The organism is Halovenus amylolytica, assembly GCA_004015825.1.
In the GTDB taxonomy this organism is placed as follows: domain Archaea; phylum Halobacteriota; class Halobacteria; order Halobacteriales; family Haloarculaceae; genus Halovenus; species Halovenus amylolytica.
This window is the reverse complement of sequence record SAYS01000007.1, coordinates 61,731-86,781: the sequence shown is the minus strand read 5'-3', so window position 1 is coordinate 86,781 and position 25,051 is coordinate 61,731. Positions and strand designations below refer to the sequence as shown.

At 61.5% G+C, this 25,051-nt stretch carries 31 protein-coding genes; 12 read left to right on the top strand and 19 right to left on the bottom strand.

The features are described from left to right. The first annotated feature begins 39 nt into the window (after nt 1-39). Nucleotides 40-531, top strand: a complete 492-nt coding sequence (locus EOW68_RS07480; RefSeq protein WP_128224537.1) for a metallophosphoesterase family protein — start codon at nt 40-42, stop codon at nt 529-531. A 102-nt stretch (nt 532-633) separates the two neighbouring features. Here the strand turns inward: EOW68_RS07480 and EOW68_RS07475 are convergent, their stop codons facing one another. The 5 genes from EOW68_RS07475 to EOW68_RS07455 form a co-directional block, all read right to left on the bottom strand. After that, nucleotides 634-1,071, bottom strand: a complete 438-nt coding sequence (locus EOW68_RS07475; RefSeq protein ID WP_128224536.1) for a TIGR00725 family protein — start codon at nt 1,069-1,071, stop codon at nt 634-636. Nucleotides 1,072-1,120: 49 nt separating this feature from the next. Continuing rightward, nucleotides 1,121-2,521 (bottom strand): class III poly(R)-hydroxyalkanoic acid synthase subunit PhaC, encoded by a 1,401-nt coding sequence (phaC, locus tag EOW68_RS07470; protein WP_128224535.1) that lies wholly within the window; start codon nt 2,519-2,521, stop codon nt 1,121-1,123. Nucleotides 2,522-2,523: 2 nt separating this feature from the next. Further along, nucleotides 2,524-3,066 (bottom strand): poly(R)-hydroxyalkanoic acid synthase subunit PhaE, encoded by a 543-nt coding sequence (locus EOW68_RS07465; RefSeq protein ID WP_128224534.1) that lies wholly within the window; start codon nt 3,064-3,066, stop codon nt 2,524-2,526. Nucleotides 3,067-3,218: 152 nt separating this feature from the next. Next, complete coding sequence (locus EOW68_RS07460) at nt 3,219-3,752, bottom strand: hypothetical protein (protein WP_128224533.1); 534 nt, start codon at nt 3,750-3,752, stop codon at nt 3,219-3,221. A 25-nt stretch (nt 3,753-3,777) separates the two neighbouring features. Beyond that, nucleotides 3,778-4,083, bottom strand: coding sequence for an AbrB/MazE/SpoVT family DNA-binding domain-containing protein (locus tag EOW68_RS07455; RefSeq protein WP_128224532.1), 306 nt, complete (start codon nt 4,081-4,083; stop codon nt 3,778-3,780). A gap of 173 nt (nt 4,084-4,256) precedes the next feature. On the opposite strand from EOW68_RS07455, the gene EOW68_RS07450 reads away from it, so the two are divergent. Then, entirely contained in the window at nt 4,257-4,883 is a 627-nt protein-coding gene (locus EOW68_RS07450; protein WP_128224531.1) for a MaoC family dehydratase, read from the top strand. 91 nt (nt 4,884-4,974) lie between these two features. On the opposite strand, the gene EOW68_RS07445 is transcribed toward EOW68_RS07450, so the two are convergent. The 6 genes from EOW68_RS07445 to EOW68_RS07420 all read right to left on the bottom strand — a co-directional run bounded on the left by EOW68_RS07445 (nt 4,975) and on the right by EOW68_RS07420 (nt 11,308). Continuing rightward, nucleotides 4,975-6,291 (bottom strand): oxidoreductase, encoded by a 1,317-nt coding sequence (locus EOW68_RS07445; protein ID WP_128224530.1) that lies wholly within the window; start codon nt 6,289-6,291, stop codon nt 4,975-4,977. Between the two features lie 232 nt (nt 6,292-6,523). Further along, a complete protein-coding gene (locus EOW68_RS07440) occupies nt 6,524-7,756 on the bottom strand; it encodes an ABC transporter permease (protein ID WP_431358802.1) in 1,233 nt (410 codons plus the stop codon). After that, nucleotides 7,740-8,450: an ABC transporter ATP-binding protein gene (locus tag EOW68_RS07435; protein WP_128224529.1), complete on the bottom strand. Its 711-nt coding sequence runs from the start codon at nt 8,448-8,450 to the stop codon at nt 7,740-7,742. The genes EOW68_RS07440 and EOW68_RS07435 overlap by 17 nt, the downstream gene beginning before the upstream one ends. Then, on the bottom strand, nt 8,447-9,967 hold the full coding sequence (locus EOW68_RS07430) for a COG1361 family protein (RefSeq protein WP_128224528.1): 1,521 nt from the start codon (nt 9,965-9,967) through the stop codon (nt 8,447-8,449). Before EOW68_RS07430 ends, EOW68_RS07435 begins: the two co-directional genes overlap by 4 nt. A 54-nt stretch (nt 9,968-10,021) precedes the next feature. Next, entirely contained in the window at nt 10,022-10,885 is an 864-nt protein-coding gene (locus tag EOW68_RS07425) for a TIGR01548 family HAD-type hydrolase (protein ID WP_128224527.1), read from the bottom strand. A gap of 24 nt (nt 10,886-10,909) precedes the next feature. After that, on the bottom strand, nt 10,910-11,308 hold the full coding sequence (locus EOW68_RS07420; protein ID WP_128224526.1) for a UPF0146 family protein: 399 nt from the start codon (nt 11,306-11,308) through the stop codon (nt 10,910-10,912). 36 nt (nt 11,309-11,344) lie between these two features. On the opposite strand from EOW68_RS07420, the gene EOW68_RS07415 reads away from it, so the two are divergent. Further along, complete coding sequence (locus EOW68_RS07415; RefSeq protein ID WP_128224525.1) at nt 11,345-11,866, top strand: archaemetzincin family Zn-dependent metalloprotease; 522 nt, start codon at nt 11,345-11,347, stop codon at nt 11,864-11,866. Between the two features lie 158 nt (nt 11,867-12,024). Further along, complete coding sequence (locus EOW68_RS07410) at nt 12,025-12,243, top strand: hypothetical protein (RefSeq protein ID WP_128224524.1); 219 nt, start codon at nt 12,025-12,027, stop codon at nt 12,241-12,243. A 48-nt stretch (nt 12,244-12,291) separates the two neighbouring features. On the opposite strand, the gene EOW68_RS18580 is transcribed toward EOW68_RS07410, so the two are convergent. Beyond that, the gene (locus EOW68_RS18580) at nt 12,292-12,465 is read right to left on the bottom strand and encodes a hypothetical protein (RefSeq protein WP_431358801.1); all 174 of its coding nucleotides are present in this window, start codon (nt 12,463-12,465) and stop codon (nt 12,292-12,294) included. An 85-nt stretch (nt 12,466-12,550) separates the two neighbouring features. On the opposite strand from EOW68_RS18580, the gene EOW68_RS07405 reads away from it, so the two are divergent. Further along, nucleotides 12,551-12,766: a hypothetical protein gene (locus tag EOW68_RS07405; RefSeq protein ID WP_128224523.1), complete on the top strand. Its 216-nt coding sequence runs from the start codon at nt 12,551-12,553 to the stop codon at nt 12,764-12,766. A gap of 10 nt (nt 12,767-12,776) precedes the next feature. Here EOW68_RS07405 and EOW68_RS07400 read toward each other — a convergent pair whose 3' ends face one another. Continuing rightward, nucleotides 12,777-14,606: a ribosome biogenesis/translation initiation ATPase RLI gene (locus tag EOW68_RS07400; RefSeq protein ID WP_128224522.1), complete on the bottom strand. Its 1,830-nt coding sequence runs from the start codon at nt 14,604-14,606 to the stop codon at nt 12,777-12,779. 6 nt (nt 14,607-14,612) lie between these two features. Beyond that, nucleotides 14,613-14,942 (bottom strand): EMC6-like membrane protein, encoded by a 330-nt coding sequence (locus tag EOW68_RS07395; RefSeq protein ID WP_431358800.1) that lies wholly within the window; start codon nt 14,940-14,942, stop codon nt 14,613-14,615. A gap of 89 nt (nt 14,943-15,031) precedes the next feature. On the opposite strand from EOW68_RS07395, the gene EOW68_RS07390 reads away from it, so the two are divergent. From EOW68_RS07390 to EOW68_RS18575, 3 genes are all read left to right on the top strand, one after another. Next, the gene (locus tag EOW68_RS07390) at nt 15,032-15,532 is read left to right on the top strand and encodes a hypothetical protein (RefSeq protein WP_128224521.1); all 501 of its coding nucleotides are present in this window, start codon (nt 15,032-15,034) and stop codon (nt 15,530-15,532) included. 68 nt (nt 15,533-15,600) lie between these two features. Further along, nucleotides 15,601-15,864 (top strand): winged helix-turn-helix transcriptional regulator, encoded by a 264-nt coding sequence (locus EOW68_RS07385; protein WP_128224520.1) that lies wholly within the window; start codon nt 15,601-15,603, stop codon nt 15,862-15,864. Between the two features lie 212 nt (nt 15,865-16,076). Next, complete coding sequence (locus tag EOW68_RS18575) at nt 16,077-16,232, top strand: hypothetical protein (RefSeq protein ID WP_431358799.1); 156 nt, start codon at nt 16,077-16,079, stop codon at nt 16,230-16,232. Nucleotide 16,233: 1 nt separating this feature from the next. On the opposite strand, the gene EOW68_RS07380 is transcribed toward EOW68_RS18575, so the two are convergent. From EOW68_RS07380 to EOW68_RS07370, 3 genes are all read right to left on the bottom strand, one after another. Further along, nucleotides 16,234-18,078 carry a PINc/VapC family ATPase gene (locus EOW68_RS07380; protein WP_128224519.1) on the bottom strand — a complete coding sequence of 615 codons (1,845 nt, stop codon included), beginning with the start codon at nt 18,076-18,078 and terminating at the stop codon, nt 16,234-16,236. Between the two features lie 88 nt (nt 18,079-18,166). Next, nucleotides 18,167-18,727: an endonuclease dU gene (locus EOW68_RS07375; protein WP_128224518.1), complete on the bottom strand. Its 561-nt coding sequence runs from the start codon at nt 18,725-18,727 to the stop codon at nt 18,167-18,169. A gap of 68 nt (nt 18,728-18,795) precedes the next feature. Continuing rightward, nucleotides 18,796-18,969, bottom strand: coding sequence for a DUF5786 family protein (locus tag EOW68_RS07370; protein WP_128224517.1), 174 nt, complete (start codon nt 18,967-18,969; stop codon nt 18,796-18,798). 134 nt (nt 18,970-19,103) lie between these two features. Here EOW68_RS07370 and EOW68_RS07365 point away from each other — a divergent pair, with 134 nt between their 5' ends. Continuing rightward, nucleotides 19,104-19,715 carry an MBL fold metallo-hydrolase gene (locus EOW68_RS07365; RefSeq protein WP_128224516.1) on the top strand — a complete coding sequence of 204 codons (612 nt, stop codon included), beginning with the start codon at nt 19,104-19,106 and terminating at the stop codon, nt 19,713-19,715. Nucleotides 19,716-20,303: 588 nt separating this feature from the next. Here the strand turns inward: EOW68_RS07365 and EOW68_RS07360 are convergent. Next, nucleotides 20,304-20,453 (bottom strand): 50S ribosomal protein L40e, encoded by a 150-nt coding sequence (locus EOW68_RS07360; protein ID WP_128224515.1) that lies wholly within the window; start codon nt 20,451-20,453, stop codon nt 20,304-20,306. A 113-nt stretch (nt 20,454-20,566) separates the two neighbouring features. Here EOW68_RS07360 and EOW68_RS07355 point away from each other — a divergent pair, with 113 nt between their 5' ends. Next, the gene (locus tag EOW68_RS07355) at nt 20,567-21,112 is read left to right on the top strand and encodes a metal-dependent hydrolase (RefSeq protein WP_128224514.1); all 546 of its coding nucleotides are present in this window, start codon (nt 20,567-20,569) and stop codon (nt 21,110-21,112) included. Here EOW68_RS07355 and EOW68_RS07350 read toward each other — a convergent pair. Further along, nucleotides 21,109-21,639 (bottom strand): hypothetical protein, encoded by a 531-nt coding sequence (locus EOW68_RS07350; protein WP_128224513.1) that lies wholly within the window; start codon nt 21,637-21,639, stop codon nt 21,109-21,111. The genes EOW68_RS07355 and EOW68_RS07350 overlap by 4 nt on opposite strands. An 82-nt stretch (nt 21,640-21,721) precedes the next feature. Here EOW68_RS07350 and hemB point away from each other — a divergent pair, with 82 nt between their 5' ends. Together hemB and EOW68_RS07340 are read left to right on the top strand one after the other, a co-directional pair. Further along, the gene (hemB, locus tag EOW68_RS07345; protein WP_128224512.1) at nt 21,722-22,702 is read left to right on the top strand and encodes a porphobilinogen synthase; all 981 of its coding nucleotides are present in this window, start codon (nt 21,722-21,724) and stop codon (nt 22,700-22,702) included. Nucleotides 22,703-23,283: 581 nt separating this feature from the next. After that, a complete protein-coding gene (locus EOW68_RS07340) occupies nt 23,284-24,999 on the top strand; it encodes an ammonium transporter (protein ID WP_128224511.1) in 1,716 nt (571 codons plus the stop codon). Nucleotides 25,000-25,051 lie beyond the last annotated feature (52 nt).

The window sequence follows — 25,051 nt, the reverse complement described above, 5'->3', positions numbered from 1 at the left end:
AGACGTACTTTCATATTTGCGTCGGACGGACAATGAGATATGGAAATCGCGATCATCAGTGATTCACATATCCCCTCTCGTGAGCGACGGATTCCGGGGTCGTTCCGCGAGCGGATCGAAGCGGCAGATCACGTCCTGCACGCAGGCGATTTCGACTCGGAGAACGCCCTCGCGGATATGCGTGCACTCGCCCGTGAACTCACTGCAGTCAGCGGGAACATGGATCCACGGATCGGACTACCTGCCGTCGCGTCGGTCGAACTCGGCGGGGTCGAGTTCGTCCTCACCCACGGCACTGGCTCTCCCCGCGGGTACGAGGCCCGCGTCGCCGAGACGGTTCGTGACAGTGCAGAGACGGCCGATCCCGTCGGTGTCTCGGGACATACCCACGAGGTGCTCGATACCCGCCACGATGGGATCCGGCTGCTCAACCCCGGTAGCGTGACGGGTGCCAGTCCAGCAACTCGGGCGACGATGATGACGGCGACGGTCGCGGATGGTTCACTGAGCGTTGAAACGCACGAACTCTAGACAACGTTCATCTGCTGTTTTCCAGCAGTTTCAGCATCACCGTCGTCTCGTGAGGGATTTTCTTGCTTTTCTAGTTCTGTTCAAAGTAGTCCACACACTGACTCATGCTTTTTCGACGTACGCCACTGCTTCCTGTGGCGTCTCCACCGCTTCGACACCCGCGATATCGTGGGTCTCGATCCCAGCCACGGGTCGACCGTAATCCAGTGCGAGTGCGATCTCCGAGAGCGTCCCGGTACTGCCGTCGATCGCAATCGTCCCGTCCCCGTTCAGAGCGACGAGAACGTTCCGCATATTTCCGATTCCGGTCGCAATTGCTGTGTCGACGAACTCGTTCGCTGCCCGGCGGTCGTCCCCCGGCAGAATACCGATCGTCTTGCCGCCGGCTTCGCTGGCACCCCGACAGACCGCCTCCATGACACCGCCACGACCACCGCAGACGACCGCGTGGTCGGCCTCGCCGAGCAACCGACCGACCTCGCGGGCCTGCTCGTAGAGCATCTCGTCGACTGTCGAACCGCCGATGACACTGACGCGCATATCACCGATCCAACCGCCGGTCAAATAAATCGACGGCAAAAGAGTCTGCTTACAGCTGGTCGAGCCAGTCCTCGACGGAGGATTCGCTCGTCTGTGCGATCTCGGCGAGTTCTTCGGGGTCCGCGTCGGCCAGATCCGCTGTCGTCTCGAAGCCAGCCGAACGCAGCCGTTCGGCGTAGGTCGGGCCGATGCCGCTGATCTCTTCGAGATCCATCGTCTCCTCGTCGGCGCTTTCTGCCTCCTCGTCGGTATCTGCTTCGTCCTCGCCCGGCGAGTCGATCTCGATCTGTGCAGCGGCCTCCTCCTGGATATCGCTGACGTCCGTTTCGGAGTCTTCCTCCTCTTGTTCTTTCATCCGTTCGGAGACATCGTGGTACCAGTCACAGACCTTCGGCCAGACCTCGCTGTGGGTCGATCCCGAGACAGCCATGCCGATGTGGCCCGTCGAGTACTCGATGGTCGTGATATCTTCTTCGGGCGTTCCGACGACCTCGTTGAACGGTTTCGAGGCCTCCGGCGGGATGAGGTGGTCGTACTCGCCGATGATCTGCAGGATCGGTACGTCGATTTTCGAGATATCGACGTGCTCGTCGTTCAGATACATCTCGTTTTTGTAGAGGGCGTTGTCCTGGTAGATGTTCTCCAGGAACTCGACGTAGGCCTGGCCCGCGAGATCGATTCCCTCGTCGAGCCACTTCTCCATCCGGCCGAAGTTCTCGACGAAGCCGTCACTCTCCATGTTCTCGTAGAAGGTGATGTACTTCCGGACGTAGTTGTCCACCGGATCCATCAGTTTGAAGCCGTCGTCCAGCATCTCCGCCGGGACGTTACCGAACGTGTCGACGACCGACTCGGGGTCGTAGTACTCCTCGTCGCCCCACTTTTCGAGGACGCCACCACTGTCGTCGAAGTAGAGGCCGGCCGCCATCAGGCCGAGTGCGTTGATTTTCTCGCCGTGCAGGGCGGTGTAGATCGTACTGAAGGTACCGCCCATACAGTAGCCGAGCAGGTTGATCTTCTCCTGGCCGGACCGTTCCCGGACCTCGTCGACGCAGTTGTCCATGTAGCGGTTGATGTAGTCGTGCAGGCCCAGATGTTTGTCGAGTCGCGATGGCTCGTTCCAGTCGATCAGGTAGACGTCGTGACCCGCATCCAGCAGTCGCCGGACGACGCTCCGGTCGGGCTGGAGATCCAGAATGAACGGTTTGTTGATCAGCGCGTAGACGATCAGAATCGGGACCTCGTTCTGTTCGTCGGTCTGTGACTCGTAGTGCAGTAGTTCCAGTTTGTTCTCCTCGTAGACGACCTCGGAGGGGGTCATTCCCACCTCGAGTTCCTCCATCTCGGTCGCGCGCTCGGGTGCGAGGGCCGCGCGCTCGGTCGCGTCCGCGAGCGCGTCCAGTGTCTGCGTGTGTGCGTCCAGTGCTGCGGAGAAGGGATTGTATGACATGGTTATTGGTTTTCGACAGCGTCGATGAGTCGATCGAGTTTGTCTTCGACCGCGTGCTGGCGCCGCTCGAGTTCGATGAGGCGTTCGCCGACCTCGTCGACGTCGTCGCGTGTCGCGATCCCGATCTGGGCCAGCGTATCCTGTGTCATCTCGTCGACTTCCTGTTGCATCTCCATGATCTGTTCGACCATCTGGCCGTTCGCGGCGGCGAAGGCACTCGTCGACATAACCTCCGAGAAGGCTTCGTTCGCCGATCGAAGCCAGATATCACGGAACTCCTCGGCTTCGACATCCTCGCCCTGGGCGGCGTCACTCGTCCGCTCGAACATCTCCTCTGCGGCGTCCATCCAGACCTCGTAGGCCTGCATGTAGCCTTCCATTCCGTCTTCCATCGCGTCCTCGTCCGGCATCGAGTCCTCGAAGGAGCCGGTCCACGACTCCATTAACGCGTTCTGTGCTTCGAGATTCTGCTCGATCGAATCCGCGACGACGTCGTTCATCTGTCCGAATAGCTCGCTCCAGTCGTCTTGTCTCTGATTGCTCATCAGGTGTATTTCCGCCGCGGAACAACAAAAAGCCCCGGCTATAATTCCCACGTGTATGTTTTTCTTCCAGCCGCTACTATTTCCCACGTGTATAGTAATATGGGATTATCGGCAAAAATGGCCCAAAATGGGTGGCCAACTGTCGGCAAACGCTACTCGTCGAGCTCCATCTCGCTGATCTGTTGCTGGATCTCTCCGACCTGTTGCTGGAGCGCCTGGAGCTGTTCGGTGATCTGGGTAGTCGCCTCGACTGACTGGTCTTCGAGCTGTTCGTGGGCGTCGATGACCATCCCGAGCTGGTCGTCGAGCGCATCCAGATACTCGACTGCGAGTGTGTCGTAACTCGACGCCCCGTCTTCGAGCTCTGCGGTGATGTTCTCGAAGGCTTCCTCGTGGTTTTCGAACAGCTGGTCGAACTGATCGTTGACCGTTTCGCGGATCTCGCTTATTGCCGACTCCGTACCAGGGACGTTCTCCTCGACGGCATCGAGTGTGCTGTGAATCGCCTCCCGCTGGAGCTCGACGGCCCGACGCTGTGCGTCTTCCTGGCCGTCGAGTCCGTCGATGACTGCCTCCTGGAAGTTCTTCTGGAACTCGACGCCCTGTTCGAGGGCCTCCTGGCTCTGTTCGATCGTCCGTCGCTGTAGCTCGAAAGTCGCCGTGATGGGTGTCGTGTAGTCGACCATGACTGTCTGGTTGATCGCCGTGGTGTTATTCGTCGTCTCTGTTGCGCTTGACAGGAACCACGACGGCCTGGACGATATCCCCCTCTTCGATATCGAGCGTCTCGCGTTCCGCGTCCGGAATGCTGATTCGCCCCCCACTCTGGACGCGCGTCTTGAACGTCGCCGTCTGACTCATAGCACCCAGCTGGTTCATATCCATACCCCCGGACATGCCGGCTCCGAGCATCTGCTTGAACAGTTCCTGCTGTTTCTCCACAGCCTGCTCGCCCGTCTCTGTAAACAGCTTCATCATGTTGGGTGGCCACGCTTGGCCGTCGCTTTCGTCTGGCATCTGTCATGCGAATCTACACAATAATAGTAGATAAATGTTGTGTGTCTCACCACCCTGAACCACTGTTTACCGATGAATGGATCTATATTCTTCTGAAACCTGGGCCGGTACTGCCCGAGGGGCTGATAATACAGCCTCGGTATTTATACGTTGGTGTGACGTAGAGACCCCTGATGAGTACCAATTGGTACGGCAATCCGTGGCTGGATACGTGGACGGAGACGTCCTCTCAGGTGGTAGAAAACGTAATCGCTGCGAATCAGGCTGCGTTCGCCGCCTGGAGTAGCACCGACACCGACCGGACGAACGGTTCGGGATCCGAACCCAAGGCTGTCGAGCGGATCGAACCCTCAGAAGACCTGCCGGAGTGGCACGCAGAATCGACCACGGAGTCGGCAGCGGAACTGAGTGTCGGTGATCGCTTCGAGTTCACGAAGACAATCACCGAAAACGACGTCAAGTGGTTTGCTGCGGCAAGTGGCGACACGAACCCACTCCACCTCGACGACGAGTTCGCCGAGAAGACACGATTCAAGGGCCGCATCGCCCACGGAACGCTCGTGGGCGGACTGATCAGTGCCGCGCTGGCACGCGTCCCCGGGATCGTCGTCTACCTCTCGCAGGACCTCGAATTCCACAATCCGGTTCGGATCGACGACCGCGTCACTGCGAAGTGTGAGATCATCGAGGATCTCGGCAACAGCCAGTATCGCCTCCGGACCCGCGTCATGAAGGGTGAGGACGCAGCGATCGACGGCGAGGCCGTGATCCTCATCGACGATCGCCCGGACGACGAATAACGACACCCCGACACCACGGTTGTCTGCTGTCACGGTAATGATACGCTTGCGGTCCAGTCACGCTCCGTTATATCCAGCGAAGTTATTGGACTTATGACTGGTTGTTTCGATTATATGAATCCTGCTGTTCCAGTCGCGCTCGTTCGCGAACGATCGCCGGGGTCCGACAGCGGCCGGGTTCGCCGGCGGCCTGTGGCACCGTGCAGTTGTTACAGCTCTCACAGAGCGCCCGCTCACCCGAGAGCAGCCGCACGGGGAGTCGGGGTTCGGCGTAGAATGGCCGGCCCATCCCGACGAGGTCACAGCTCTCCCCGAGCAACCGCTCACAGTCGGCCCGCGTCCGGATCCCGCCCTCACAGAGGACGGGGATATCGACCGCGTCTCTGACCTGCCGACAGAAATCTCCGTTCCAGCCCGCCTCGTGTGGGAACCACCGGGCCTGGAGTCGGTTGAGAGTCTTCACTGCGCGAGCGCGCACGCGACTGCCGAACACGTCCGCGTATTCCGACTGCAGGTCGGCGGCGTTCCAGGCCCGGTCGGGATAGGCACCTCTGATGATGCTCATATCCCAGTACACCGACGTTTCGACTGGAACGACCCCGTCGTAGCCAGCACCTTCGAGTCTTTGTGCGACGATCCGGCCATCCTTCCGGGTCAGCCCTTCCCGAACGAACGGTGGCGAGACGGTCTCTGCAGGGAGTTTCGTCAGTAAGGGGACACTGCCGGCGTGTTTCCGGACGGCATCGCGGATGGCGAGCAGGAAGCGGACGCCGTCGGCGAACTCGTCGTCCCGGTCGTTGTAGTACGGCGAGAGAAACTGCTGGATGATGCCCATATTGGCCCCCGAGAGGTGGATCCCGTCGTAGCCAGCGTCGACAGCGTAGCCCGCCGCCCGGCCAAAGGACTCCGCGAGGTCGTACACCTCCGTCGTCGAGAGGACGTCCGGCTGGAGATCGATAAAGCCGAGTCTGTCGGCCACCCGGAGCTGGATCGGGGGTGTCGAGACTGCTCGCTGTTGCTCGCCGGGATGGTTGTCGCGGTACTCACTGTGCCACATGCTCAAGCTCCGCAGCCCGCCCGCTGCGAGCTGCATGAAAATCTTCGAGCCGTGGTCGTGGATCCGATCAGTGAGTGCCGACAGCCCCTCGACGAAGTCGGGGTCGTGGACGCGGGTCATATTCGGTGCGGCACAGCCACCGTCCGCGGTGACGATACTCGCGCCCTGGAAGATGAGGCCGGCGCCGGCCTCGGCTGCGGGTTCGAGTTCGTCGACGAACGTCTCGACAGCGCCGGGGCCGTTGCCGGCACATTCGAGCAGTGGCGCACGGTAGAGTCTGTTCTGTAGCTCGACCCCGCCGATCTCGACCGGTTCTGTTAGTTCCGTCTCCGTGTCACTGCTCGTTCTCATACCGGGAACTCACGGAGGCAGCCACAAATATGCTGGTGTCGGGTTTTTTGCGCGATTTCTGGCCGATCCCACCGGCTCTCGTGGCTGGCTGTGTTGATTTTTTTCGTGAACACCGGGATTGTTAACAATTCGGCTGTAGCTCTAGACGAGGAGAGACACCGATCTCCGCGCTGGCCCCGGCTACCACCGCCCGTCATCTTTCCGACTGTCTCTCCTCGTTCTGTCGACAGTCTCACCCTCGCAGTGCCTCGACCGGTCGTTCGCTCGCGGCTTTCCAGGCCGGATACGCGCCACTGACGAGTGCAACGACGATGCCGAAGACGAAGCCGCCGACGAGATAGAGTCCGTTCTGTGAGACCACCACCACGTCGAGACCGACCGGTGTCACTGCCCACAGGAGCAGCGCCGCCGCGCCCGAGAGCAAAGCCCCGGCGACGCCGCCGACCGCACCGAGCAGCGCGGCCTCGACGAGCAGGAGTTTGAGCACGTCCCGTCGGTGGATGCCGACCGCTCGCATCAGTCCGATCTCACCCCGGCGTTCCGCGGTCGACATCAGCATGAGGTTGAAGATGCTCACGCCGGCGACGATCAGTGAGACACTGCCGAGTGCGATCAGGAAGCGATTGAGCAGCGTAAAGAACTCCCCGATCGTCGCCAGGATCTCCGAGAGTTCGAAGACGCTGACCTGTTCGACGCGGACGTTGAGTCGCTCACGTACACCGGACGCGATCGCCGTGGCATCCGCCGGCGACTCGGCGACGATGACTGCCTGATCGTAGCCGCCAGTGAACTCCCGTTCGGCCAGCACGACCGCGTTGTCCGGCTGGACTGGTGTGATATCCTCACCGGGTGCCATCACGCCGATCACCCGGTAGCTGTCCTGGCCGACCTCGATCGAGCTGCCGATCTGGAGATCCAGCGAGGCGGCGACGCTCGACCCGACGAGCGCACCACCCCGGTGCCGGCGTGGCAGCGGCTCCTCCTGTCCCTCGAACAGCGCGGCCGGTCTGTCGATCCCGTACACCTGTGTGGGTGTCGACTCGCCACTCGCCGTCGTGAGCGCGTTGTCACTGAAGATCGGGACGACGGTACCGCGACCGGCCGCCGACCGCTGGATATCCTGGAGCTGTCGGGGTGTCAGCGCCTCGGCCTCCGTTTCGGCAGATGGCGAGACGATCACCTGGTTGCCGATCCCGCCGAGTTCCTGGCTGGCCGACAGCTGTAACACCGTCCCGAACACCCCGAGAACGACGATCGTGAAGACGCCGATGGCGATGCCGAGTGCCGCCAGCAGCGAGCGCAGCCGGTTCCGGCGGAGGTTCTGCCAGGCCAGTGCGAAGGCCGGGAACCGCCAGAGGCCGCCGGACATCCCCGAGCGGGCATCCCGATCCATCCCGCCGTCTGTTTCGAGATCACCGGTGGAATCCTCGTCGGCGTCGCGCCACTGCTCACGTGACGAAGTCATCGTCTCCCTCCCCGATCTTGCCGTCGACAAGTCGGACAGTTCTGTCGGCAAACTCCGTGACGAGTTCGTCGTGTGTGACGGCGACGACCGCGACGCCGCGGTCACAGATGGCCCGGAACTCGTCGAGAATCTTCGTTCCCGTCTCGCGGTCGAGATTCCCCGTGGGCTCGTCGGCCAGCAAGACGGCGGGCTCGTTGATCAGTCCTCTGGCGATCGCGACGCGCTGTTTCTGCCCGCCGGAGAGCTCGTCGGGGGTGTGATCGAGCCGGTCACCGAGCCCGACCCGGCGGAGGAGATCGACCGCGCGGTCGGTGTACTCCCCATCGATGAACGCCGTCGGTAGTTCGACGTTCTCCACGGCAGTGAGTGTCGGCAGCAGGTGAAAATCCTGGAAGACGAAGCCGATATACTCGCGGCGGGCGTCGGTCAGTTCTGCCTCGGTCAGGACCGTGATATCCTCGCGTTCGAGGCGGACGACGCCCTCGGTCGGCACGTCGAGCAGGCCGAGCAGGTTCAACATCGTACTCTTGCCGCTCCCGCTGGGGCCGACGACGGCGAGAAACTCGCCGGGCAACACCCGGAGGTCGACGTTCGAGAGCGCGGTGACCGTCTCCGCGCCCTCGTATCGTTTGGTCACATCCCGCAACTCGACGGCCGGCTCCAGATCGTTTGCGGCCTGCTGTGCCCCTCTCATCCTCTTCGATACCACAGCCCACCTACGGTCAGGATTGCCAGGAGGACGACGAGGACGAACCCGATCACTAGCGCGGAGGGTCCACCGTTCCCGCCCGTCTCGGTCGCTCCCTCGACCGGGAACCGGACAGTTTCGGTTCGCTCGTCACCCGCGACGAGATAGTCGACTTCGAGCGGGACCTGGGTGGCGTTTTCGTCGATCGTGGCCGTGAGCTCGAAGGGTGCGAAGCCGTCGCCGTCGATCGATCCGACGAAGAAATCACGGGCCGGGTACGACGGCGAGACACCTTCGGCCTCGTCGACTGCCACGACGACGCCGGTCACCTCACCCTCGCCCCGGTTGCCGATATCGCCCGTGATCACGAGTTCCTCGCCGTCCCGTTCGAGGTCGACACCCGTGACGGCGACAGCGCCCTGGTTCGGTGTCGGCCTGTACGTCGTCGACGCTGTTGACTCGCCGCCGCCCGTGTTGTACTGTGCCTCGAAGCGCACCTCGGCGGCCGGCGTCCGTTCGAGCGAGACGACGACAGACTCCTCGGTGCCCGCCGCGAGTTCGTCAGTCACGGGTCGAGGGCCAAGCGAGCGGTTCCCCGCCCGTGGGTCGAGTACCACGTCCGTGACCGGTGCGTTCCCGACGTTGCTCACCGTCACACGGACGCCCGACTCGGACTCCTCGGACTCCTCGTTGTTGTTTTGCTGATCGAGAATCCCGGCGACGCCCACACCGAGATCCGTTCCGCCTGACTCCTGTGCTGGCTCCCGGGTCGTCACACGGACGGCGACTCGTTCCTCACGGGGCTGGATCTGGAGAACCTCGCTGCTTGTCACTGTGGCCTCCGTCCCCGCGGCAGTGGTGTAGGACATGTTCGTTTCGAGCAGCGTCTCACCTGCTGACTCCGGCTGCAGGCGGAAGTTCAGTGGGGTTTCCTCGCCCGGATCGATGGAGGGAACGACACGGCGGTCGATCTCGCCGACCAGCCCCGACCCGTCGAGGCTGACGACGACGTTTCGTAGCGTCGCCTCCGTGGGGTTGCCGACGGTCATCGTGATGTTCGCGGGGGCACCCGCGACGGCAGTGTTGTTGCGCGTCTCGATGCTGGGCGCGCCACCCTCCACGACGAGAGTGAGCGGCTGGCTCACCGTGACCGTCTGGCCGTCTTCGTCTGTGCCAGTGAACTCGACGGTCACCTCGTGAACGCCGGCCTCGTCGAACGTGGTCGTCAGCGGTACCGTCGTCCCGTCTCCGACCGCCAGCGATCCGACTCCGCCCGCGTCGACGAGCGTCTCGCCGTCCTCGACGATCGCGACGCGGTCGATCTCGACGGCTTGAGTGCTCCCGGCGGAGTTCTGGACGGTCGCCTCGACGGTGACAGGCTCTCCGGCAGTCGGCGTCTCCGGACTGACAGTCACGTCGTCGACGGTCAGTCGCACCTCTGGAACTGCGGCACCTGTCATCGTGAGCGCGATCCCGAAAAAGAACACACCCAACACGGCAGTCGCGACTGCGTACCGATTCATATGGGAGTGTAGGTCTGTATCCCGTTATGTGTGACGGTGGGGACGTTTCTGGCCTTATTCGAGGAGTTCGGGAAGGTCGTTGACAGAGTCGATGACGGCCGCCGAACCGACCTGTTCGTACTTCCTGCGTCCGTCCTCGCCGGTGAGCCCGCCGGTCAGCACACCGATCCCGTGGTAGGTGCGGGAATCGTTCTCTGTGGCGTTGACTGCCGTTCTGACGTCGTCCAGCGTATCACCTGCGAACGCGACCGCGTCGGCGTCGAACCGCTCGGCGAGTGTGATCAGCGCTTTTGGATGCGGTTTGCCCGCTTCCCAGTCGTCCATCGTGAACCGGTGTTCTTCGGGGATCGACAGCCCGACGCGGTCGAGTGCGATCTCGGCTTCGGCAGCCGGCCGCCCCGTCAGTACACCGACTGCGTACTCGTCGGTTAGCGCTTCGATCGTCCCCTCCTCGATCAACACCGGTTCGTCGTTGATGAATCCCTCACAGTCGAGCGTCGGCTCCTCGCCTTCGAGCTCCCGGTACAGCTCGGTGCCGAGATAGAGTTGCTGGAAAATCTCCCTGTGGCGGTCGGTATCCCACCGACTCAGGACCAACTCGCGGTCGGCGGGTGTCAGCGATTCGCCGGCAGCCGTCCGAGCCGCAGAGAGACCGCCCCCAGTGCCAGCGATCGTGTCTGTGAACTCTTTGATCGAACTATCCATCCCCTCGCCTGTGGCGAGAAAGTACAGCGCGACGGCGTCAGTCAACTCCCAGTCGTTGTTGAACCCGCCGGCGTCCTTGAACCGCTGGATGGTCGTGTTGTCGATCTGCTCGTCGTATAGTCGGTCGATCGTTTCGATGATCGCTCGCCGATACGAGTTCTCGACATCCACCAGCACGCCATCAATATCGAGTACCACTGCCTCGACGTTCATTAAACGCAGCCAGGGGCTCCTCGTTCAAGCACGTTGTGAATCGTACACGAAGATGGTCTCCCCGGGAACCGTCTCGCGGCTGACTGGCACTGTCGGCGGATCGCCGCCGAGTGTGGTAAACAGAAAGGCGCAGCCGATCTGGTCTGCGAGCCGGGAAACAGCGCCGTGGAGTTCGGGCGGGAGATTGAGTGCGTACAGCGCGTCGGCCTCGGTGTAGACGGATAGCGTCGGATCGGTCACGTCGTCCCGGACGAAGCGAACTCCGTCCGGGGGCTGTCGGTCGTGGATGTCGGTGGCTGTCACGTCGATCCCGCGTGCTGCGAGCTCGCGGGCCACAACTGGTCGGTGGCCGACCCCGATCTCGACGACTCGTTCGAACTCGGTGAGTCGGCAGACCAGTCCATCTCGGGTGACAGCTCGCACGGGATTTTTATTTGGGTGCACCCAATATATAGTTGCATGCACGTCGACATCGTGCCGGTCGGTGGGGTCGACGCAGTGGTCAAACGGGAGGCATCCTCGGGCCTGCGTTCCGTTTACGACTGTGAGGTGACCGTTCACGACGCCGAACCGGTACCATCTGGATCGTACGACTCCTCGCGCGAGCAGTACCGCGCAGAGGAGTTCATCGACCTCGCAAAACGGGTCGGGAATGGGACGAAAAATATCGCGATCACACCCAAGGATCTGTTCTACCACCGCCGAAACTACGTCTTTGGACTCGCCTATCTCGGAGGCAACGGCAGTGTCATCTCGACCTACCGGCTCCGGACCTCGTCTGACGGGGGGTTTTCGAACCGGTCGCCGGGCGAAATTTTCTCCGACCGCGTCCGCAAGGAAGTCGTCCACGAGATCGGCCACACGCTCGGACTCGAACACTGCGACAACAAACGCTGTGTGATGAACTTCTCGCCGACGGTGCGCGAAGTTGATGTCAAAGAACAAACACTCTGTGGCTCCTGCCAGCGAAATACTCTCTGATCAGTCGACCGGCCCTACTGCCCGTTTTGGTGCTTTGGGAGTCTCGTCTTTACTGTGACGTTACAGAACTCCTCACCTGTTAGGTTACTTTCTGCCGCGAAATTCCCTAACCAGTTTGGCATCATCTCTATATCGGTACACACACTACAATATTTTGTATGAGCCAAACACAATCCGCGGATCGAACCGAAGAGCTGAGCGACATTTTCGTCTCCGTCACTGGCGACGAGTCGGTCACCGAAGAGCAAGAAGACGACACGATGGACCGCGAGCTGCCCGGCGAGAGCCGCATCGACGAGGCTGTCGAGGACGGCCTCGACGATGCGATCGACGGCGCACAGGCGGACACTGGCGACCCCGGCGACGCGGGCGGCTAACTACCCGTAGAGACCTTCCCCAGCCGACCGACGCCACAGTGGTGTCCCTCACCACTCTCCTTTCTCTTGCGTTCCGCTCGATAGGTACTGCAACGTAACTGTCGTATCAGCACACGCGGCTGCCGTCTGAGCCTCGGGCTGGCGGTGGACGACGCCATCTTCACTGTCGACACCGACGACTGGACACTGTGCTGGTTCGATATCCGGTTCGTCGATTCCCATCGTGGTGCACCTCGATTTTTGTTTTCCGGGTACCGTCACATATCACACCGAATTGATTTCATTTCGTGAATGATATCCGTGGTGTATGGACGACAGCGTCGATTCCGGCCACTCGATCGGGTCGACTGTCTCCCGCCGCCGATATCTCCAGACGACGGCGACCGGGGTCGCGGCAGTCGCCGGCCGTCGTGGCAACTACACGCTCGACGGCCAGGACTGGGGTGTGCTCGGACTCTTCGGTGTCGTGACTGGTGGGCTCGCCGGTATTGCAGAACCGCTGTTCGAGGAATCTGAGGAGTGACACCGACCAGTTACGGCGCGTAGTAGTACTCGCCGGCATTTTTCTGCTCCCGATCCAGCTGGCTGTCGGGTTTGTTGATCCGTGGTCGGGAGGTTCGTTCGTCCCGGCGGAACGTAATGTCCAGATTCGAGAGGAAGTCGTTCATTCCCTCGCGCATCCCCTGTGGCTCGGCGGCGATCCCGTGCTGGGCTGGTTCGCCCTCGAAGACGAGCAGCCGGTCCGCGAGCAGATCGATCATGTAGATGTCGTGGTCGATGACCATCGCCGTCGCGTCGTGGTTCTCGGCGTAGCGACGGATCGCCGAGGTTGCCATCACGCGTTGCTCGACGTCCAGGTGTGCCGAGGGTTCGTCGAGGAGGTACAGATCCGCGTCCTCGGAGAGACAAGCCGCGATGGCGACCCGCTGGCGCTCCCCGCCGGAGAGATCGTCGAGGCTCTGCTCCATGATCGGTTCGAGCTGGAGGGGCTGGGCGATCTCGGTCGTCCAGTAGGAGCCACCGAAATCGTCCGTGATCGTCGACAGGAAGGTGTCGACACGCATCGGCTGATCGATCTCGATGTACTGCGGTTTGTAGGCGATATCCAGCCGTGAACTCACCTCGCCGCCGTCGGGTTCGAGTCGGCCGGCGAGCATCTTCGCGAAGGTCGATTTCCCGATCCCGTTCGGCCCGACGACACCCAGCACCTCGCTTTCGTGGATCGTCCCGGCGTCGACCGACAGCGAGAACTCGCCCTCGCCGTAGCTCTTTTCGAGTTCTGGGTACTCGACGAGGACACTACCTGTGGTGTTCGACCGTGGGGCGTGTTCCTCGAACTCGATGTCTGTCTCCCTGATCCGCATATTCTCGTTTTCGAGGTAGCCCGAGAGATACTCGTTGATGCCGTTTTTGACCGACTTCGGCGGGGTGATGATCCCGAACGCGCCGGACTGGCCGTAGGCGACGTGGATCGCGTCGGCGATGAGATCCAGAATCGCCAGATCGTGTTCGACGACCAGCATCGACCGGTCTTCCTCCTCGGCGAGTTCACGAACCAGTCGCGCAGCGGTCATCCGCTGGCTGATGTCCAGATACGGCGTGATCTCGTCGAGGAAGTAGAAATCCGCGTCGCGGGCGAGCGTCGCGGCGAGTGCGACACGCTGGAGCTCGCCACCGGAGAGCGTATCGATGGGCTGGTCGACCACCGGTCGGATGTTCAACCGGTCGATCAGCTCGTCCAGTACGCCCCGTTCGTTGGTCTGTTCGAGTAGCGCCGACGTGGGGCCGTCGAACTGGTCGGGGATCTGGTCGACGTACTGTGGTTTGCGGGCAACAGTTACGTCACCTTCCCGCATCGCTTCGAGATACTCCTGGAGCGCAGTGCCGCGGTACTCTTCCAACACCTCTTCCCAGTCGGGTTCGTCCCCCGCCTGGCCGAGATTCGGTGCGAGTTCGTCGGCGAGAATCCGCACAGCCGTCGTCTTCCCGATCCCGTTCGGGCCCAAAATTCCGGTCACACGCCCTTCTTCGGGTGCGGGGAGCCCGTACAGTGCGAAGGCGTTCTCGCCGTAGCGGTGGATCGGCTCCTCGTCGAGTTCCTGCGGGAGATTCAGAATCTGGATCGCGTCGAAGGGACACTTCTCGACACAGATTCCGCAGGTTTCGCCCAGACAGATCTCCTCGGAGATCCAGATCTGGTCGTCCGTTCCCGAGTAGACGTCGTCTTCCTCGTAGTGTTCGCCACGGGTGACGATGCACTCCTTGCCCGTTCGGTTGGGTGGACAGAAGTTCGCACACTCGTAGTTACATCTGTCCGGCTGACACTTCTCTAGGTCGACAACCGCGATACTATCGTCTGCCATTGGTAATCACACTCCTGCAGTCAGCAGGATGCCCCAGGAAATAAACCACATTGCGAAGGTCATAAAGGCGATATAGAGGTAGTCTTTCGTTCCGAACTCGTCGGTATCGATCCCGATCGCGGAGTACAGCAGGAACTGGACGACGATCGCGGCGATGAGCCAGACGGCACCGCTTGTGTCACCCGGACCGGCCGCTCGCATCGTCGAGACCACGCCAGCCAGCATCCCGAAGATCGTCGCCGTCGTCGTGACGGTCACGCCGCGCATGTACGGGGAAAGGCCCTCGTCCGACTCCGTCTCGGAGTCGGTCGTCCCGTCACCCGTCTCTGTAGCCATACCCCACTGTCCGACACCCGGAGTAAAAAGCCGTTCGTTCGCGGGCCGTTCCGACCGATTTATTCGGCTGCCGGCGGGATAGCTACTGTATGGCCGACGATGTCGAGAGCTGGGAGGGTGGCTCGCCGTGGCTGTTTCTGCTCGGACTCGTCGTCTTTCTCGGCTCCGCGCTCCTCTTCGTCGCCGATCTGATCCGGGGGATCGATGTCCTGCGCTCTGTCGGTGCGAACTCGGTCGGTGCCGGGCTGTTGATCGCCTGGGCCGCCCAGGATACGTACTCGAACCCCGACTCCGAGGTTGCCTCTGCCGGCGGGGCCATCGGGACGGCACTACTTCTGTACGGGCTGTATCTCCTCGGTGCCGGTGCGATCATCGCAGTTACGGGACTCGTCCACGGTCGACTCCGACTCGGCTTCCTCTATCTCGGATTCGCTGTCGCGACCGTTCTTATCGGATTTCTTATCTTCCCACGCGAGGCGGTCATCGACAGCGAGGGGGCAGCAGACGGCCAGGAGCGTGACGGCTCCGATCAGTCGGAGAACCGTCAGGATGGGGCAATCGTTGACGACCACTCTGTGGACGACCAGTGACCCACAAACGTCCGTCTCTGATCTGATCCCTCAATCTTTATACAGCCAGCGTTCATTACAGTTATCCGATGACAGAATCCGACGAGGAGGGGATCGCGGATCTGCCTCCGAGTGCGAAACTCGTTTACAAGGTACTCGAATACAATGGTCCGCTGACACAGAAAGGAATTGTCCAGGAATCGATGCTCTCCGCACGAACAGTCCGGTACGCGCTCGAACGCTTAGACGAGATCGGCGTCATCGAGGAGGATGTCTACTTTGCCGACGCCCGCCAGAATCTCTACGAAATCTCCGAAGCTGGCGCCGAAACTGAAGCTGCTGTCTCGGACTGACTCTCTGTCACGGTTCCCGCTGCTCTCTTGTTGCACTCGGTCGGTGTCCACCCGGTGTCTGGAATCGCGCGCTGACTAGGCATTCGATCCTTTCCACCGATATTCATCAAATCTTGAATGAATTGTAGATAAATAAACGTCTTTCGAATCCTGAAAGAACCCCTCGTTCCGGTAGTTAAATTAATCCCTACTAGCATTTATTTGCTATTCCAATGGCCATCGACACGATGTTCCCGTTCAACCTCGTCACATCAACACGGGAGACAACACCGCAACACTGCGAGTGTCGGGAGTGTGGGTACAATCTCCGTTCAGAACGAGAAGAGTGTCCGGAGTGTGGGGGACAAGCAGTCGTCTACAACTGGTAGTTTACGAGGGCGAGACGGTGATGGTTTTGCCGTGATCGATCGCTTTCTCCAGTTCCTCGGCGATTGCGCTCCCGCGTGAGACCTGGATTTCACCACCGCGCGAGACCGTCGCGGTGAAGAGATACTCACCGTTTGCCTGTACCTCGACGGTCTCGCCTGCGTGGCCGTCCATCGGGACGATGACGTGTCGGCTGGTGACCTCCGGCTGGACGGTGAGGCTCTTCGAGCCAGTCTCGGGGGCTGCTGCGGTGCTCGAACTGCCAGTATCTCGATCTTCGAAGGTCCGCACGTCGATGCTGATGCCCAGCCGGTTCTCGATATCGGAGATCCGACCGCCACCCTTGCCGATCACACTCGAAATGTCGCCGTCCTCGACCCAGACGATGGCGGTGTTCTGATCGCGCAACTCGACTTCGACGTGGCCGTGGGCGACGGCACGGATCTCGCGTTCGATCTCCTGTTTCGCGATCCGATCGACGCCGGAGTCGGGGTCGTCCTCGTCGCCGACGGGGACGGTAACGACCTGGCGGTTGAAGGTGTAGATCTCGTACTCGGGGCGCTGGGTCTCGAAGTCTTTGATCATGATGACCGGCCGGGCGAGATCCTCCTCCATCAGCCCCTGTGGCACCTTGACTTCGGTGGTGACGTCGTAGACCTTCGCGACCTCACCGGCCTCGATGTAGATCACCGTGTCGGCGACCTGCGGGATGAGGCCGAGTTCGACCCGGCCGATGAGCCGCTGGAGCGCGTCGATGGCCCGCGTCGCGTGGACGACACCGACCATCCCGACGCCGGCGAGTCGCATATCCGCGAAGACCTCGAAGTCGTCGGTCTTCCGGACCTCGTCGTAGATGGTGTAATCCGGTCGGACCATCAGCAGTGAGTCTGCCGTCTTCGACATCTGGCCGTCGAGTGCGGTGTACTGGGTGATCTCGGGGCCGACCTGGAGATCCCGCGGTTTCTCCATCGTCTTGACGGCGAAATCCGCGTCGGTCAGAAACTCCGCGACGGCCTGGGCGAACGTCGACTTCCCGGCACCCGGCGAGCCGGCGATGAGGACACCGCGCTGGCGTTCGAGCAGTCGATCTTTGAGTTCGTCGGCGTACTCGTAGTCTTCGAGTTCCGTCTTGACGATCGGTCGCACCGCCGTGATCTCGACGCCGTCGCTGAACGGTGGCTGGGCGATCGCGATCCGGAAATCACGGAACTGGACGATCATCATGCCTGGCTCGTCGAGCTCGACGAACCCCTCCGGGTTGGCCCGGGTCGCTGCCTCGATGTCGGCGGCGTACTCTCGAACAGTATCCTCGGTCAGTGGGCTGTCGTCGAGTTTCTCGTAGCTCATCTCGCCGACAGTGCCGCGTTTGGCCATCGGTGCCACGCCGACTTTGAGGTGGACACTCATCGTCGTCTCGTCGAAAAACTCCTCGATGGCGAGTTCGTCGAACTCCTGGGTGACGGGCTCGAACTCGGTCACCTCGACACCGGTCGACCGGGCGACCTCGGCCTGGACCGAGTCGCTGGTGATCAGCGTCGCGCCGCGGTCGGCGGCGATATCGCGGATGAGCGCGTCGATGTCACCCTCGTCGGCGTCGCGTTTCTCGACTGACTCGGGTCGCCGACCGACGTACTCGACGCTGATCGTACCGCTCTCGTCGAGTTCGACCAGCCGCTGGAGTTCCGAGAGTCCCTCCCAGCCGGTCTCCCGGCCGTCGTTTGCCTGCGCTTCGAGTTCGCCGACCACCGCCTCTGGAACGATGACGGTGGCGTCGGTAAACTCGCCATCATCGACACGGGACGATATCTGCCCGTCGATGATGACACTCGTATCCGGGACGATTTTCATACCACTACTAGTGGTCTCGCTGTTATATGTACCGTGATCTGCAATCCAGGGACACTGACGCCACTGATCTGGGTTTTCTGGGAAGTGACTACCCGTCTGTACTGGAGAACTGATCGACCGCCCGCGCGGCCAGTCGCGCGACTCGCACTGGCTCCGGCCGGCCACCCTCGGGCGTGAACGCTCGGACGACTCGCTTTGCCTCCCGGCTGTCGATGCCGACACTCCGGCAGAACAGCCGTTCGCTCCCGACCGAGAGATCATGGCGGTCGGGGAGTGAGCGGTAGGTTTCGAGCCGTTTCGTCGCTGCGTCGCCGTCGAACGCCTCCCGAATTCCGGGTTCGAGGCCCTCACTCTCCTCGAAGGAGACCGACAGCACTGGCAGCCCGGTCTCCTCGTGGAGCTGGTGCAGGTCGACGATGTTGTACCAGGCGAGCCCGACTCCGGCAACCAGGAGATACTGTAGATCCTCGCGAGCGAGTCGCTGGTGGAGCGTCGCGATCTCGTCGGTCGCGTCCGTGCCACCGACTGTGCAGCTGCCGAAAACGAAGCCGTCGACGACCCTGCTCCGGCGGGTGACCACGCCGGCCAGGGTGCTCCGGTCTGCCTGGTAGGACTCCGCGACGCCCAGCGCACGGACGCCTTGCTTCATACTGGTTGTTGCGGGTCTTTACTGCCCGATTTCCGTAACCGTGGCTGAGATAACCGCACCAACCACTATCACTCCTTGATATCCTCCAGTCGATCGAGCAGTTCGTCGTTGGAGGCTGTGAATTCGAACTCGACGTCGCCGTCGTGTTCGGACTGTGCTGTGGAGACACCGTCTTCGTCGTCAAAATCAGCGTCGTAATCTTGATTGTCTTGTTCGGTCTCGTCGTAGCTCCCGAACCCCATACAGGAGGTACTTACCGATTCGAACGGAAAAATTACACGGGATATGTCAGTGAATCTGTGAACTCAGTTCTGGGATAACTGGTCGCAACCGACCGAGGGGCAGTTTCTTGGCCGGGGCTGGCCTGGGATACGGTATGGAGGTACACAACGTCACCGCGGACGCAGAGGTGTTCACGTGCAACGCTTATCTGGCACTCGGTGAGACGCCGACACTCGTCGACGCCGGCTCGATGGACGGGGTCGAGGATGTGATCCGGGAACACACCGACGAACTCGATCGTGTCGTGGTCACACACCAGCACTCCGATCACGTCGCGGAGCTGGAGACCGTCTGCTCGGAGTTCGACGCCGACTGTTATGCCTACGCCGACCATTCTGCCCGGACACACGAACTGAAAGACGGCGACGAGGTCGTGATCGGCGACCAGTCCTGTGAGGTCGTCCACACGCCGGGTCACGGCGACGACCACGTCTCGTTCGTTGGCGAGACGGCGCTCTTCTCGGGCGATGTCGTCGTCTACAACGATGGCGCCTTCGACGACGGGAGCTTCGGACGGACGGACTATCCCGGGATGTCTCGCGAACGGCTCATCGAGAGTATCCACGATCTGCTCGACAGGCTCCCGGACTCCGTCGATTCGATGTATGCAGGTCACGGCGACGTCTATACTGGAGATGTCAGGACTGTAATCGAGCGTGCGCTCGAACGCGCCGAGCGCCGGGAACCGAAGTATCCCGACGAATAAGACGGCAGATCACCACGGACGCCGTTCGTCCGTCCGACCGGCTCGTCACAGTAGTTGGTGTATCGAAAGAGAGTGGTGGGTGGGGAGTTGGGACGACAGTACTGCGGTGCCGGCCGCCGGAAAAAGACGGTCCAGCTGTGGGCAGTCCTGTCGCATTCTGGTGGATGCACGGCCACGCCAGCTGAGCTGACACCGGCGACGCCGGCGTACTGGAGCTGAAGCCGTCAACGGGATCGGCCGAGGGGTGGATAGATGACTTCGACCACTCCGAGTAGCCGGCCGCCGGACGGTCCTGGGGGAAGAGACCGACCGGAACGGTACCGGTGTCGCCCGAATCCGCCGGATTTCAGGCAGGCGCCGCCGGGCCGGTGAGGGGGAGACCGGCACGGCAACCCCCGCTGGGGAGGCGGGTTCGCGTGGCATGCAACCTCAAGTTGGGTCTGTAAACATATAAACTTGGTGCAGGATGGTGCTGATTGGGCCTGAATGGGGTCGAACCGTCGTCACCGGGATAGAACAGTCGACCGTCCGAACAGACTGCCCACTATCGGGTCGACAGGAATCGCCGCCGACGACAGATGTCGGTCGTTACGTGCTACGCGTCTCGCGAGCTTTCGGTCGGAGGTTCTTGTAGCCGCATTTCCGGCACCGGTTCGTCCGCTGCGGGTTCCGTGCGTTACACCGCATACAGATCTGTTTGCTGAAGATCCGATCTTCTGCTTTGTCGAAAGAGGCCATACCGAATCTTGTCGCCAGTGCTGTTAACCGTTTCCCATCGTGCTTTCCAGTCTCTGTGTGTGCTCCGGACCCGGATCGGGGCTGATTTATTGGCTCGTCACCCACCGACTGGTATGTGGCCGATCGGACACGCGTCAGCTGCGTATCTTCTCTACACTGCGCTGTGTCGCCAGCGCTTCGACACGGGACCGACCGCTATCGCGGCGATTCTCGTCGGCTTCGGGGCTATCTTCCCGGATCTCGTCGACAAACCGCTCTCCTGGTCGGCCGGTATTCTCCCGACAGGCCGGTCACTGTCACACTCGCTTCTCGTGCTCGTCCCGGTCGTGCTGGCTGTGTATCTCGTCGCCAGATGGTACACGGATGCCGAGTACGGTGTCGCCTTCGGCGTCGGTATGGTCTCACACCCGCTGGTCGACGCGTTCCCGGCGCTGTGGGACGGTGGCGCGAGCTGGACGTTTCTGCTCTGGCCCGTCCTTGCTGTCACACCGTACGACGAGGCACCGACCGTGCTCGGTCTGCTCCGGAGTTCGCTCTCCGATCCGTACTTCATCGTCGAGTTTCTGCTCCTGGCGCTCGCGCTCGTAGTCTGGCGGTCCGACGGCTACCCGGGGCTGTCGGTACTTCCTGGTATCGAGACCAGTGACCGGGCGGCCTAGCCGTTCCGGGTCGATCGGCCGAGGCGCTCGTACTGGTCACCGTTGCTGTAGAGATACCAGGCCATCCCGCCGTACAGCGCGAGCCCTGTCAGCCCGACCAGCCCGAGACCAGTCATCGTGAACAGGCTGCCGACCAGCCCGACGGTACCGAGCCCGAGCGCGAGCCGTCGCCCCCAGGGCTTGAGTGTCCACGTTCCGTAGCCAGCCGCGAGCTGGATCAGCCCGTAACCAGCCATCACAACACCGGCAGCCAACAGTGTCCCGCTGGCACCGCCCGCATACGGCGCAACGTTTTGGGCGCCATCGATAACGAGGTATCCCGCATAGAGGAGAAGCACTCCGAGCGTCGCGAACGTTACCGATATCAGGCGGAATCCGAGCGGAACGGTTGCCGAGTCTGCCTGCTCACGGGCGTGTGCTCCCGTCTGCGGTGTGTGATTCCTGGTACCCTGTCCTGACCGCTGTGGGTTCGTTCTACCGGGTTCCTGACTCGACTCTGACGGCGCCGTTTGGTTGCTGGAACGCATACGGCCGGTTGGTCCCGGTATCGTACTTAAATAACTGGACGGGGAGCGACACGGCTTTGATCTCTCAGTCAGTACTCCGTGTATGGATCTGACACGTCGACCCCGTCGGCTCCGAACCGACGGCGTTCGGCCGCTCGTCCGCGAGACGGAACTGTCCGCGAACGATTTCATCGCCCCGGTGTTCGTGGACGCGACGACCGACCAGCGCCAGCCGATCGAGTCGATGCCCGGCCACGAACGGGTTCCCCTCGACGAGGCTGTCGCCCGGGTCGAGGAGGTCCGCGAGACGGGTGTCGAGGCTGTCATTCTGTTCGGTGTTCCGGAATCCAAAGACGAGCGGGGGTCGCGCGCGTGGGCAGAGGATAGTGTCGTCCAGGAGGCGACACGCCAGATCACCGCCGAGACAGATGCCTACGTTATCACCGACGTCTGTCTCTGCGAGTACACCGACCACGGCCACTGCGGCGTGCTCGAAGACAGCGCAGCCGACGATCCGACGGTGACCGTCGAAAACGACGAAACACTTGCCTTGTTACAGCGGATCGCGACCTCCCACGCCGAAGCAGGTGCGGATATGGTCGCCCCGTCGGGGATGATCGACGGGATGGTCGGTGCGATCCGCGAAGGGTTGGACGAGCACGGGTTCGAACACGTCCCGATCATGAGCTACGCGGCGAAATACGAGTCGGCCTTCTACGGCCCGTTCCGGGATGCAGCAGACGGCGCGCCGGCCTTCGGTGACCGCCGGCACTATCAGATGGATCCTGCCAACGGCCGCGAGGCGATCCGTGAGGTCGAACTCGACGTCGAACAGGGTGCAGACGTCCTGATGGTCAAACCCGCCCTCCCGTATCTCGACGTCATCTCGACGGTGCGCCGGGAGTTCGACCACCCCGTCGCCGCCTACAACGTCTCCGGCGAGTACGCCATGCTCCACGCCGCCGCAGAGAAGGGGTGGCTCGATCTGGATGCCGTCGCCGAGGAGTCACTGCTCTCGATCAAGCGGGCGGGTGCAGATCTCATCCTGACCTACTTCGCCGAGGATATCGCAGCCCAACTGTGAGAATCACGGCTGGTGGCCTGTTGCTGTCTGACTGAACTCCCCTCGAATATATTACCGAACTGTCGTATCCGAACCTTGTAGTGATTGATTCGTCCTACTATCATATCCCAGTCTAGTTTGACTACTCTCTAAATTTGACTTCTTTCGCTCTAACCACGCTTCCGTTCGGCTGTACCGGCTGTTTGTTTTCTTTTCACGGTTTACTTCCGGTAATTATTACTCACATCTGATACTGCTGTGCGAACTGATACGTCGATCTACCGGCAGGAAAAATCGACCGTTTCGCGCCGCGGAGGCGCCCAATGAGGCGACAGCCGGAGAATCGCCGTCGACAAATGTCCAGTTCTGGGCCCAAATACATCCAGATTTCTGGACACAATATAACCTTATATTCATCATATCGTATCCAAGACTGGTTGTTTGTCTGGTTATATGGTGAAATCTTATCGAATTTTAAGCCAACCCTTATATGCTGTGATGTCGCACACTCTCCCGTGCGAAAGTTCACAAACGCAACGCGAAGTGCAGATATGATGGATAGATCTCAACTGAACGCAGAATCCAATCACTGATACACAACAATGGACTCGATCCTACTACAAAGCGAAATTACGGAAGTTGCAACGGCAGTAAACGATACGTGGATACTGACGGTATCCTTCCTGATCTTCTTCATGCACGCAGGGTTCGCGATGCTGGAGTCGGGTCAGGTCCGGTCGAAAAACGTCGCCAACCAGCTGACGAAAAACCTGCTGACCTGGAGTGTCGGCGTCGTCGTCTTCTTCGTGATCGGCGTCGGAGTCGCAAACGTCGCCGCCGGGAACGCGTTTTCGGCCGGTGCACCGTTCCTCGACACCGGCGGCTCGTTCGGTCAGTACATCGGTTGGTTCTACGGAGCAGTGTTCGCGATGACCGCCGCGACGATCGTCTCGGGGGCAGTGGCTGGTCGAGCACGCCTTCGTGCGTACGTCGGCTACACGTTTCTGCTCGCAGCGGTCATCTACCCGGTCACGCTCGCGATGACCTGGACCGGTCAGGGGACGGAGGCCGGTGGCATCGTGCAGGTCATCACCGGTGACTTCCTCGGCCTCAACGGCGGTGACGGCGTCGTCTTCGCCGACTTCGCCGGCGGGATGATCGTCCACGGACTCGGCGGGATCGCCGGGCTGACCGCGGCCTGGATCCTGGGTCCGCGGATGGACAAATACGACAGTGACGGCTCTGTCAACGTCGTCCCCGGTCACTCGATGACCTTCGCCGTGCTCGGTACGCTGATGCTCGCCTTCGGCTGGTACGGCTTCAACGTCGGTACTGCATCCGGCATCAATATCGCCGACTCCGGTATCACCGCGAACACCGAGGTCCTCGGCCAAGTCGTGATGACGACGACGCTCGCGATGGCGATGGGTGCGATCGGTGCGGGACTCGTCTCGCTGGTACAAAACCAGAAAGTCGACACCCTCTACGTCGCGAACGGGCTGCTCGCTGGCCTCGTCGGTATCACGGCGATTCCGAACACGACGACGTGGTGGGGCGCAATCGTCGTCGGTCTCGTCACCGGTGCGCAGCTCCCGATCGTCTTCGATTTCGTCCAGAAGACGTTCAAGATCGACGACGTCTGTGCGGTCTTCCCCGTCCACGGCAGTGCCGGTGTGATCGGGACGCTCATGTTCCCATTCGTCGCTGCTGATCTCGGCCCGTCGATCGGAACTGCGTTCATCGGCCAGTTCGTCGGTGTGCTGATGATTACGCTGTGGACGGTCACCTCGACTGCCCTCATCTGGGCTGCGTTCAAAGCAGTCGGCTGGGCACGCGTCACGGAAGACCACGAACGCGAAGGGCTGGACATCTCCGAACACGGCGTCGAGACCTACCCCGAGTTCGGTGACGCGAACGTTGCGACCGACGGCGGTGTCGAAACGCACGATCTTCGAACGGACGGCGGCGAGGGTAGCGGTATCGAGATGATCACCGCGATCATCCGCCCGGACAAACTCGGCGAGGTCAAACAGTCACTCGCGGAAGCCGAAGCACCGTCGCTGACGGTCACCAACGTCTCCGGCCGCGGCTCACAGCCAGCGAAGAAAGGCCAGTGGCGCGGTGAGGAGTACACGGTCGACCTCCACCAGAAAGTCAAGATCGAATGTGTCGTCGCGGATATTCCGACCGAGGACGTCGTCGAGGCAATCGCGGACGCTGCCAACACCGGCGAACCAGGTGACGGCAAGATCTTCGTGATGCCGATCGAGGACGCACTCCAGATCCGGACTGGCAAACGCGGCACCGAAGCAGTCTGATCGCCGCGCACGGCGCTGTTTTTCTGCGGGCTATTTTTCGACCCACTCTCCG

Coding starts and splice junctions, on each gene's coding strand:
- phaC (WP_128224535.1), bottom strand. CDS start 2,521: ATGTCATACAATCCCTTCTCCGCAGCACTGGACGCACACACGCAGACA.
- EOW68_RS07385 (WP_128224520.1), top strand. CDS start 15,601: ATGACAGAATCCGACGAGGAGGGGATCGCGGATCTGCCTCCGAGTGCG.
- EOW68_RS07475 (WP_128224536.1), bottom strand. CDS start 1,071: ATGCGCGTCAGTGTCATCGGCGGTTCGACAGTCGACGAGATGCTCTAC.
- EOW68_RS07350 (WP_128224513.1), bottom strand. CDS start 21,639: ATGCGTTCCAGCAACCAAACGGCGCCGTCAGAGTCGAGTCAGGAACCC.
- EOW68_RS07370 (WP_128224517.1), bottom strand. CDS start 18,969: ATGGGGTTCGGGAGCTACGACGAGACCGAACAAGACAATCAAGATTAC.
- EOW68_RS07430 (WP_128224528.1), bottom strand. CDS start 9,967: ATGAATCGGTACGCAGTCGCGACTGCCGTGTTGGGTGTGTTCTTTTTC.
- EOW68_RS18580 (WP_431358801.1), bottom strand. CDS start 12,465: ATGGGAATCGACGAACCGGATATCGAACCAGCACAGTGTCCAGTCGTC.
- EOW68_RS07340 (WP_128224511.1), top strand. CDS start 23,284: ATGGACTCGATCCTACTACAAAGCGAAATTACGGAAGTTGCAACGGCA.
- EOW68_RS07450 (WP_128224531.1), top strand. CDS start 4,257: ATGAGTACCAATTGGTACGGCAATCCGTGGCTGGATACGTGGACGGAG.
- EOW68_RS07405 (WP_128224523.1), top strand. CDS start 12,551: ATGGACGACAGCGTCGATTCCGGCCACTCGATCGGGTCGACTGTCTCC.
- EOW68_RS07395 (WP_431358800.1), bottom strand. CDS start 14,942: ATGGCTACAGAGACGGGTGACGGGACGACCGACTCCGAGACGGAGTCG.
- EOW68_RS07415 (WP_128224525.1), top strand. CDS start 11,345: ATGCACGTCGACATCGTGCCGGTCGGTGGGGTCGACGCAGTGGTCAAA.
- EOW68_RS07445 (WP_128224530.1), bottom strand. CDS start 6,291: ATGAGAACGAGCAGTGACACGGAGACGGAACTAACAGAACCGGTCGAG.
- EOW68_RS18575 (WP_431358799.1), top strand. CDS start 16,077: ATGGCCATCGACACGATGTTCCCGTTCAACCTCGTCACATCAACACGG.
- EOW68_RS07435 (WP_128224529.1), bottom strand. CDS start 8,450: ATGAGAGGGGCACAGCAGGCCGCAAACGATCTGGAGCCGGCCGTCGAG.
- EOW68_RS07460 (WP_128224533.1), bottom strand. CDS start 3,752: ATGGTCGACTACACGACACCCATCACGGCGACTTTCGAGCTACAGCGA.
- EOW68_RS07365 (WP_128224516.1), top strand. CDS start 19,104: ATGGAGGTACACAACGTCACCGCGGACGCAGAGGTGTTCACGTGCAAC.
- EOW68_RS07410 (WP_128224524.1), top strand. CDS start 12,025: ATGAGCCAAACACAATCCGCGGATCGAACCGAAGAGCTGAGCGACATT.
- EOW68_RS07425 (WP_128224527.1), bottom strand. CDS start 10,885: ATGAACGTCGAGGCAGTGGTACTCGATATTGATGGCGTGCTGGTGGAT.
- EOW68_RS07480 (WP_128224537.1), top strand. CDS start 40: ATGGAAATCGCGATCATCAGTGATTCACATATCCCCTCTCGTGAGCGA.
- EOW68_RS07380 (WP_128224519.1), bottom strand. CDS start 18,078: ATGAAAATCGTCCCGGATACGAGTGTCATCATCGACGGGCAGATATCG.
- EOW68_RS07375 (WP_128224518.1), bottom strand. CDS start 18,727: ATGAAGCAAGGCGTCCGTGCGCTGGGCGTCGCGGAGTCCTACCAGGCA.
- EOW68_RS07390 (WP_128224521.1), top strand. CDS start 15,032: ATGGCCGACGATGTCGAGAGCTGGGAGGGTGGCTCGCCGTGGCTGTTT.
- hemB (WP_128224512.1), top strand. CDS start 21,722: ATGGATCTGACACGTCGACCCCGTCGGCTCCGAACCGACGGCGTTCGG.
- EOW68_RS07465 (WP_128224534.1), bottom strand. CDS start 3,066: ATGAGCAATCAGAGACAAGACGACTGGAGCGAGCTATTCGGACAGATG.
- EOW68_RS07400 (WP_128224522.1), bottom strand. CDS start 14,606: ATGGCAGACGATAGTATCGCGGTTGTCGACCTAGAGAAGTGTCAGCCG.
- EOW68_RS07455 (WP_128224532.1), bottom strand. CDS start 4,083: ATGCCAGACGAAAGCGACGGCCAAGCGTGGCCACCCAACATGATGAAG.
- EOW68_RS07355 (WP_128224514.1), top strand. CDS start 20,567: ATGTGGCCGATCGGACACGCGTCAGCTGCGTATCTTCTCTACACTGCG.
- EOW68_RS07440 (WP_431358802.1), bottom strand. CDS start 7,756: ATGACTTCGTCACGTGAGCAGTGGCGCGACGCCGACGAGGATTCCACC.
- EOW68_RS07360 (WP_128224515.1), bottom strand. CDS start 20,453: ATGGCCTCTTTCGACAAAGCAGAAGATCGGATCTTCAGCAAACAGATC.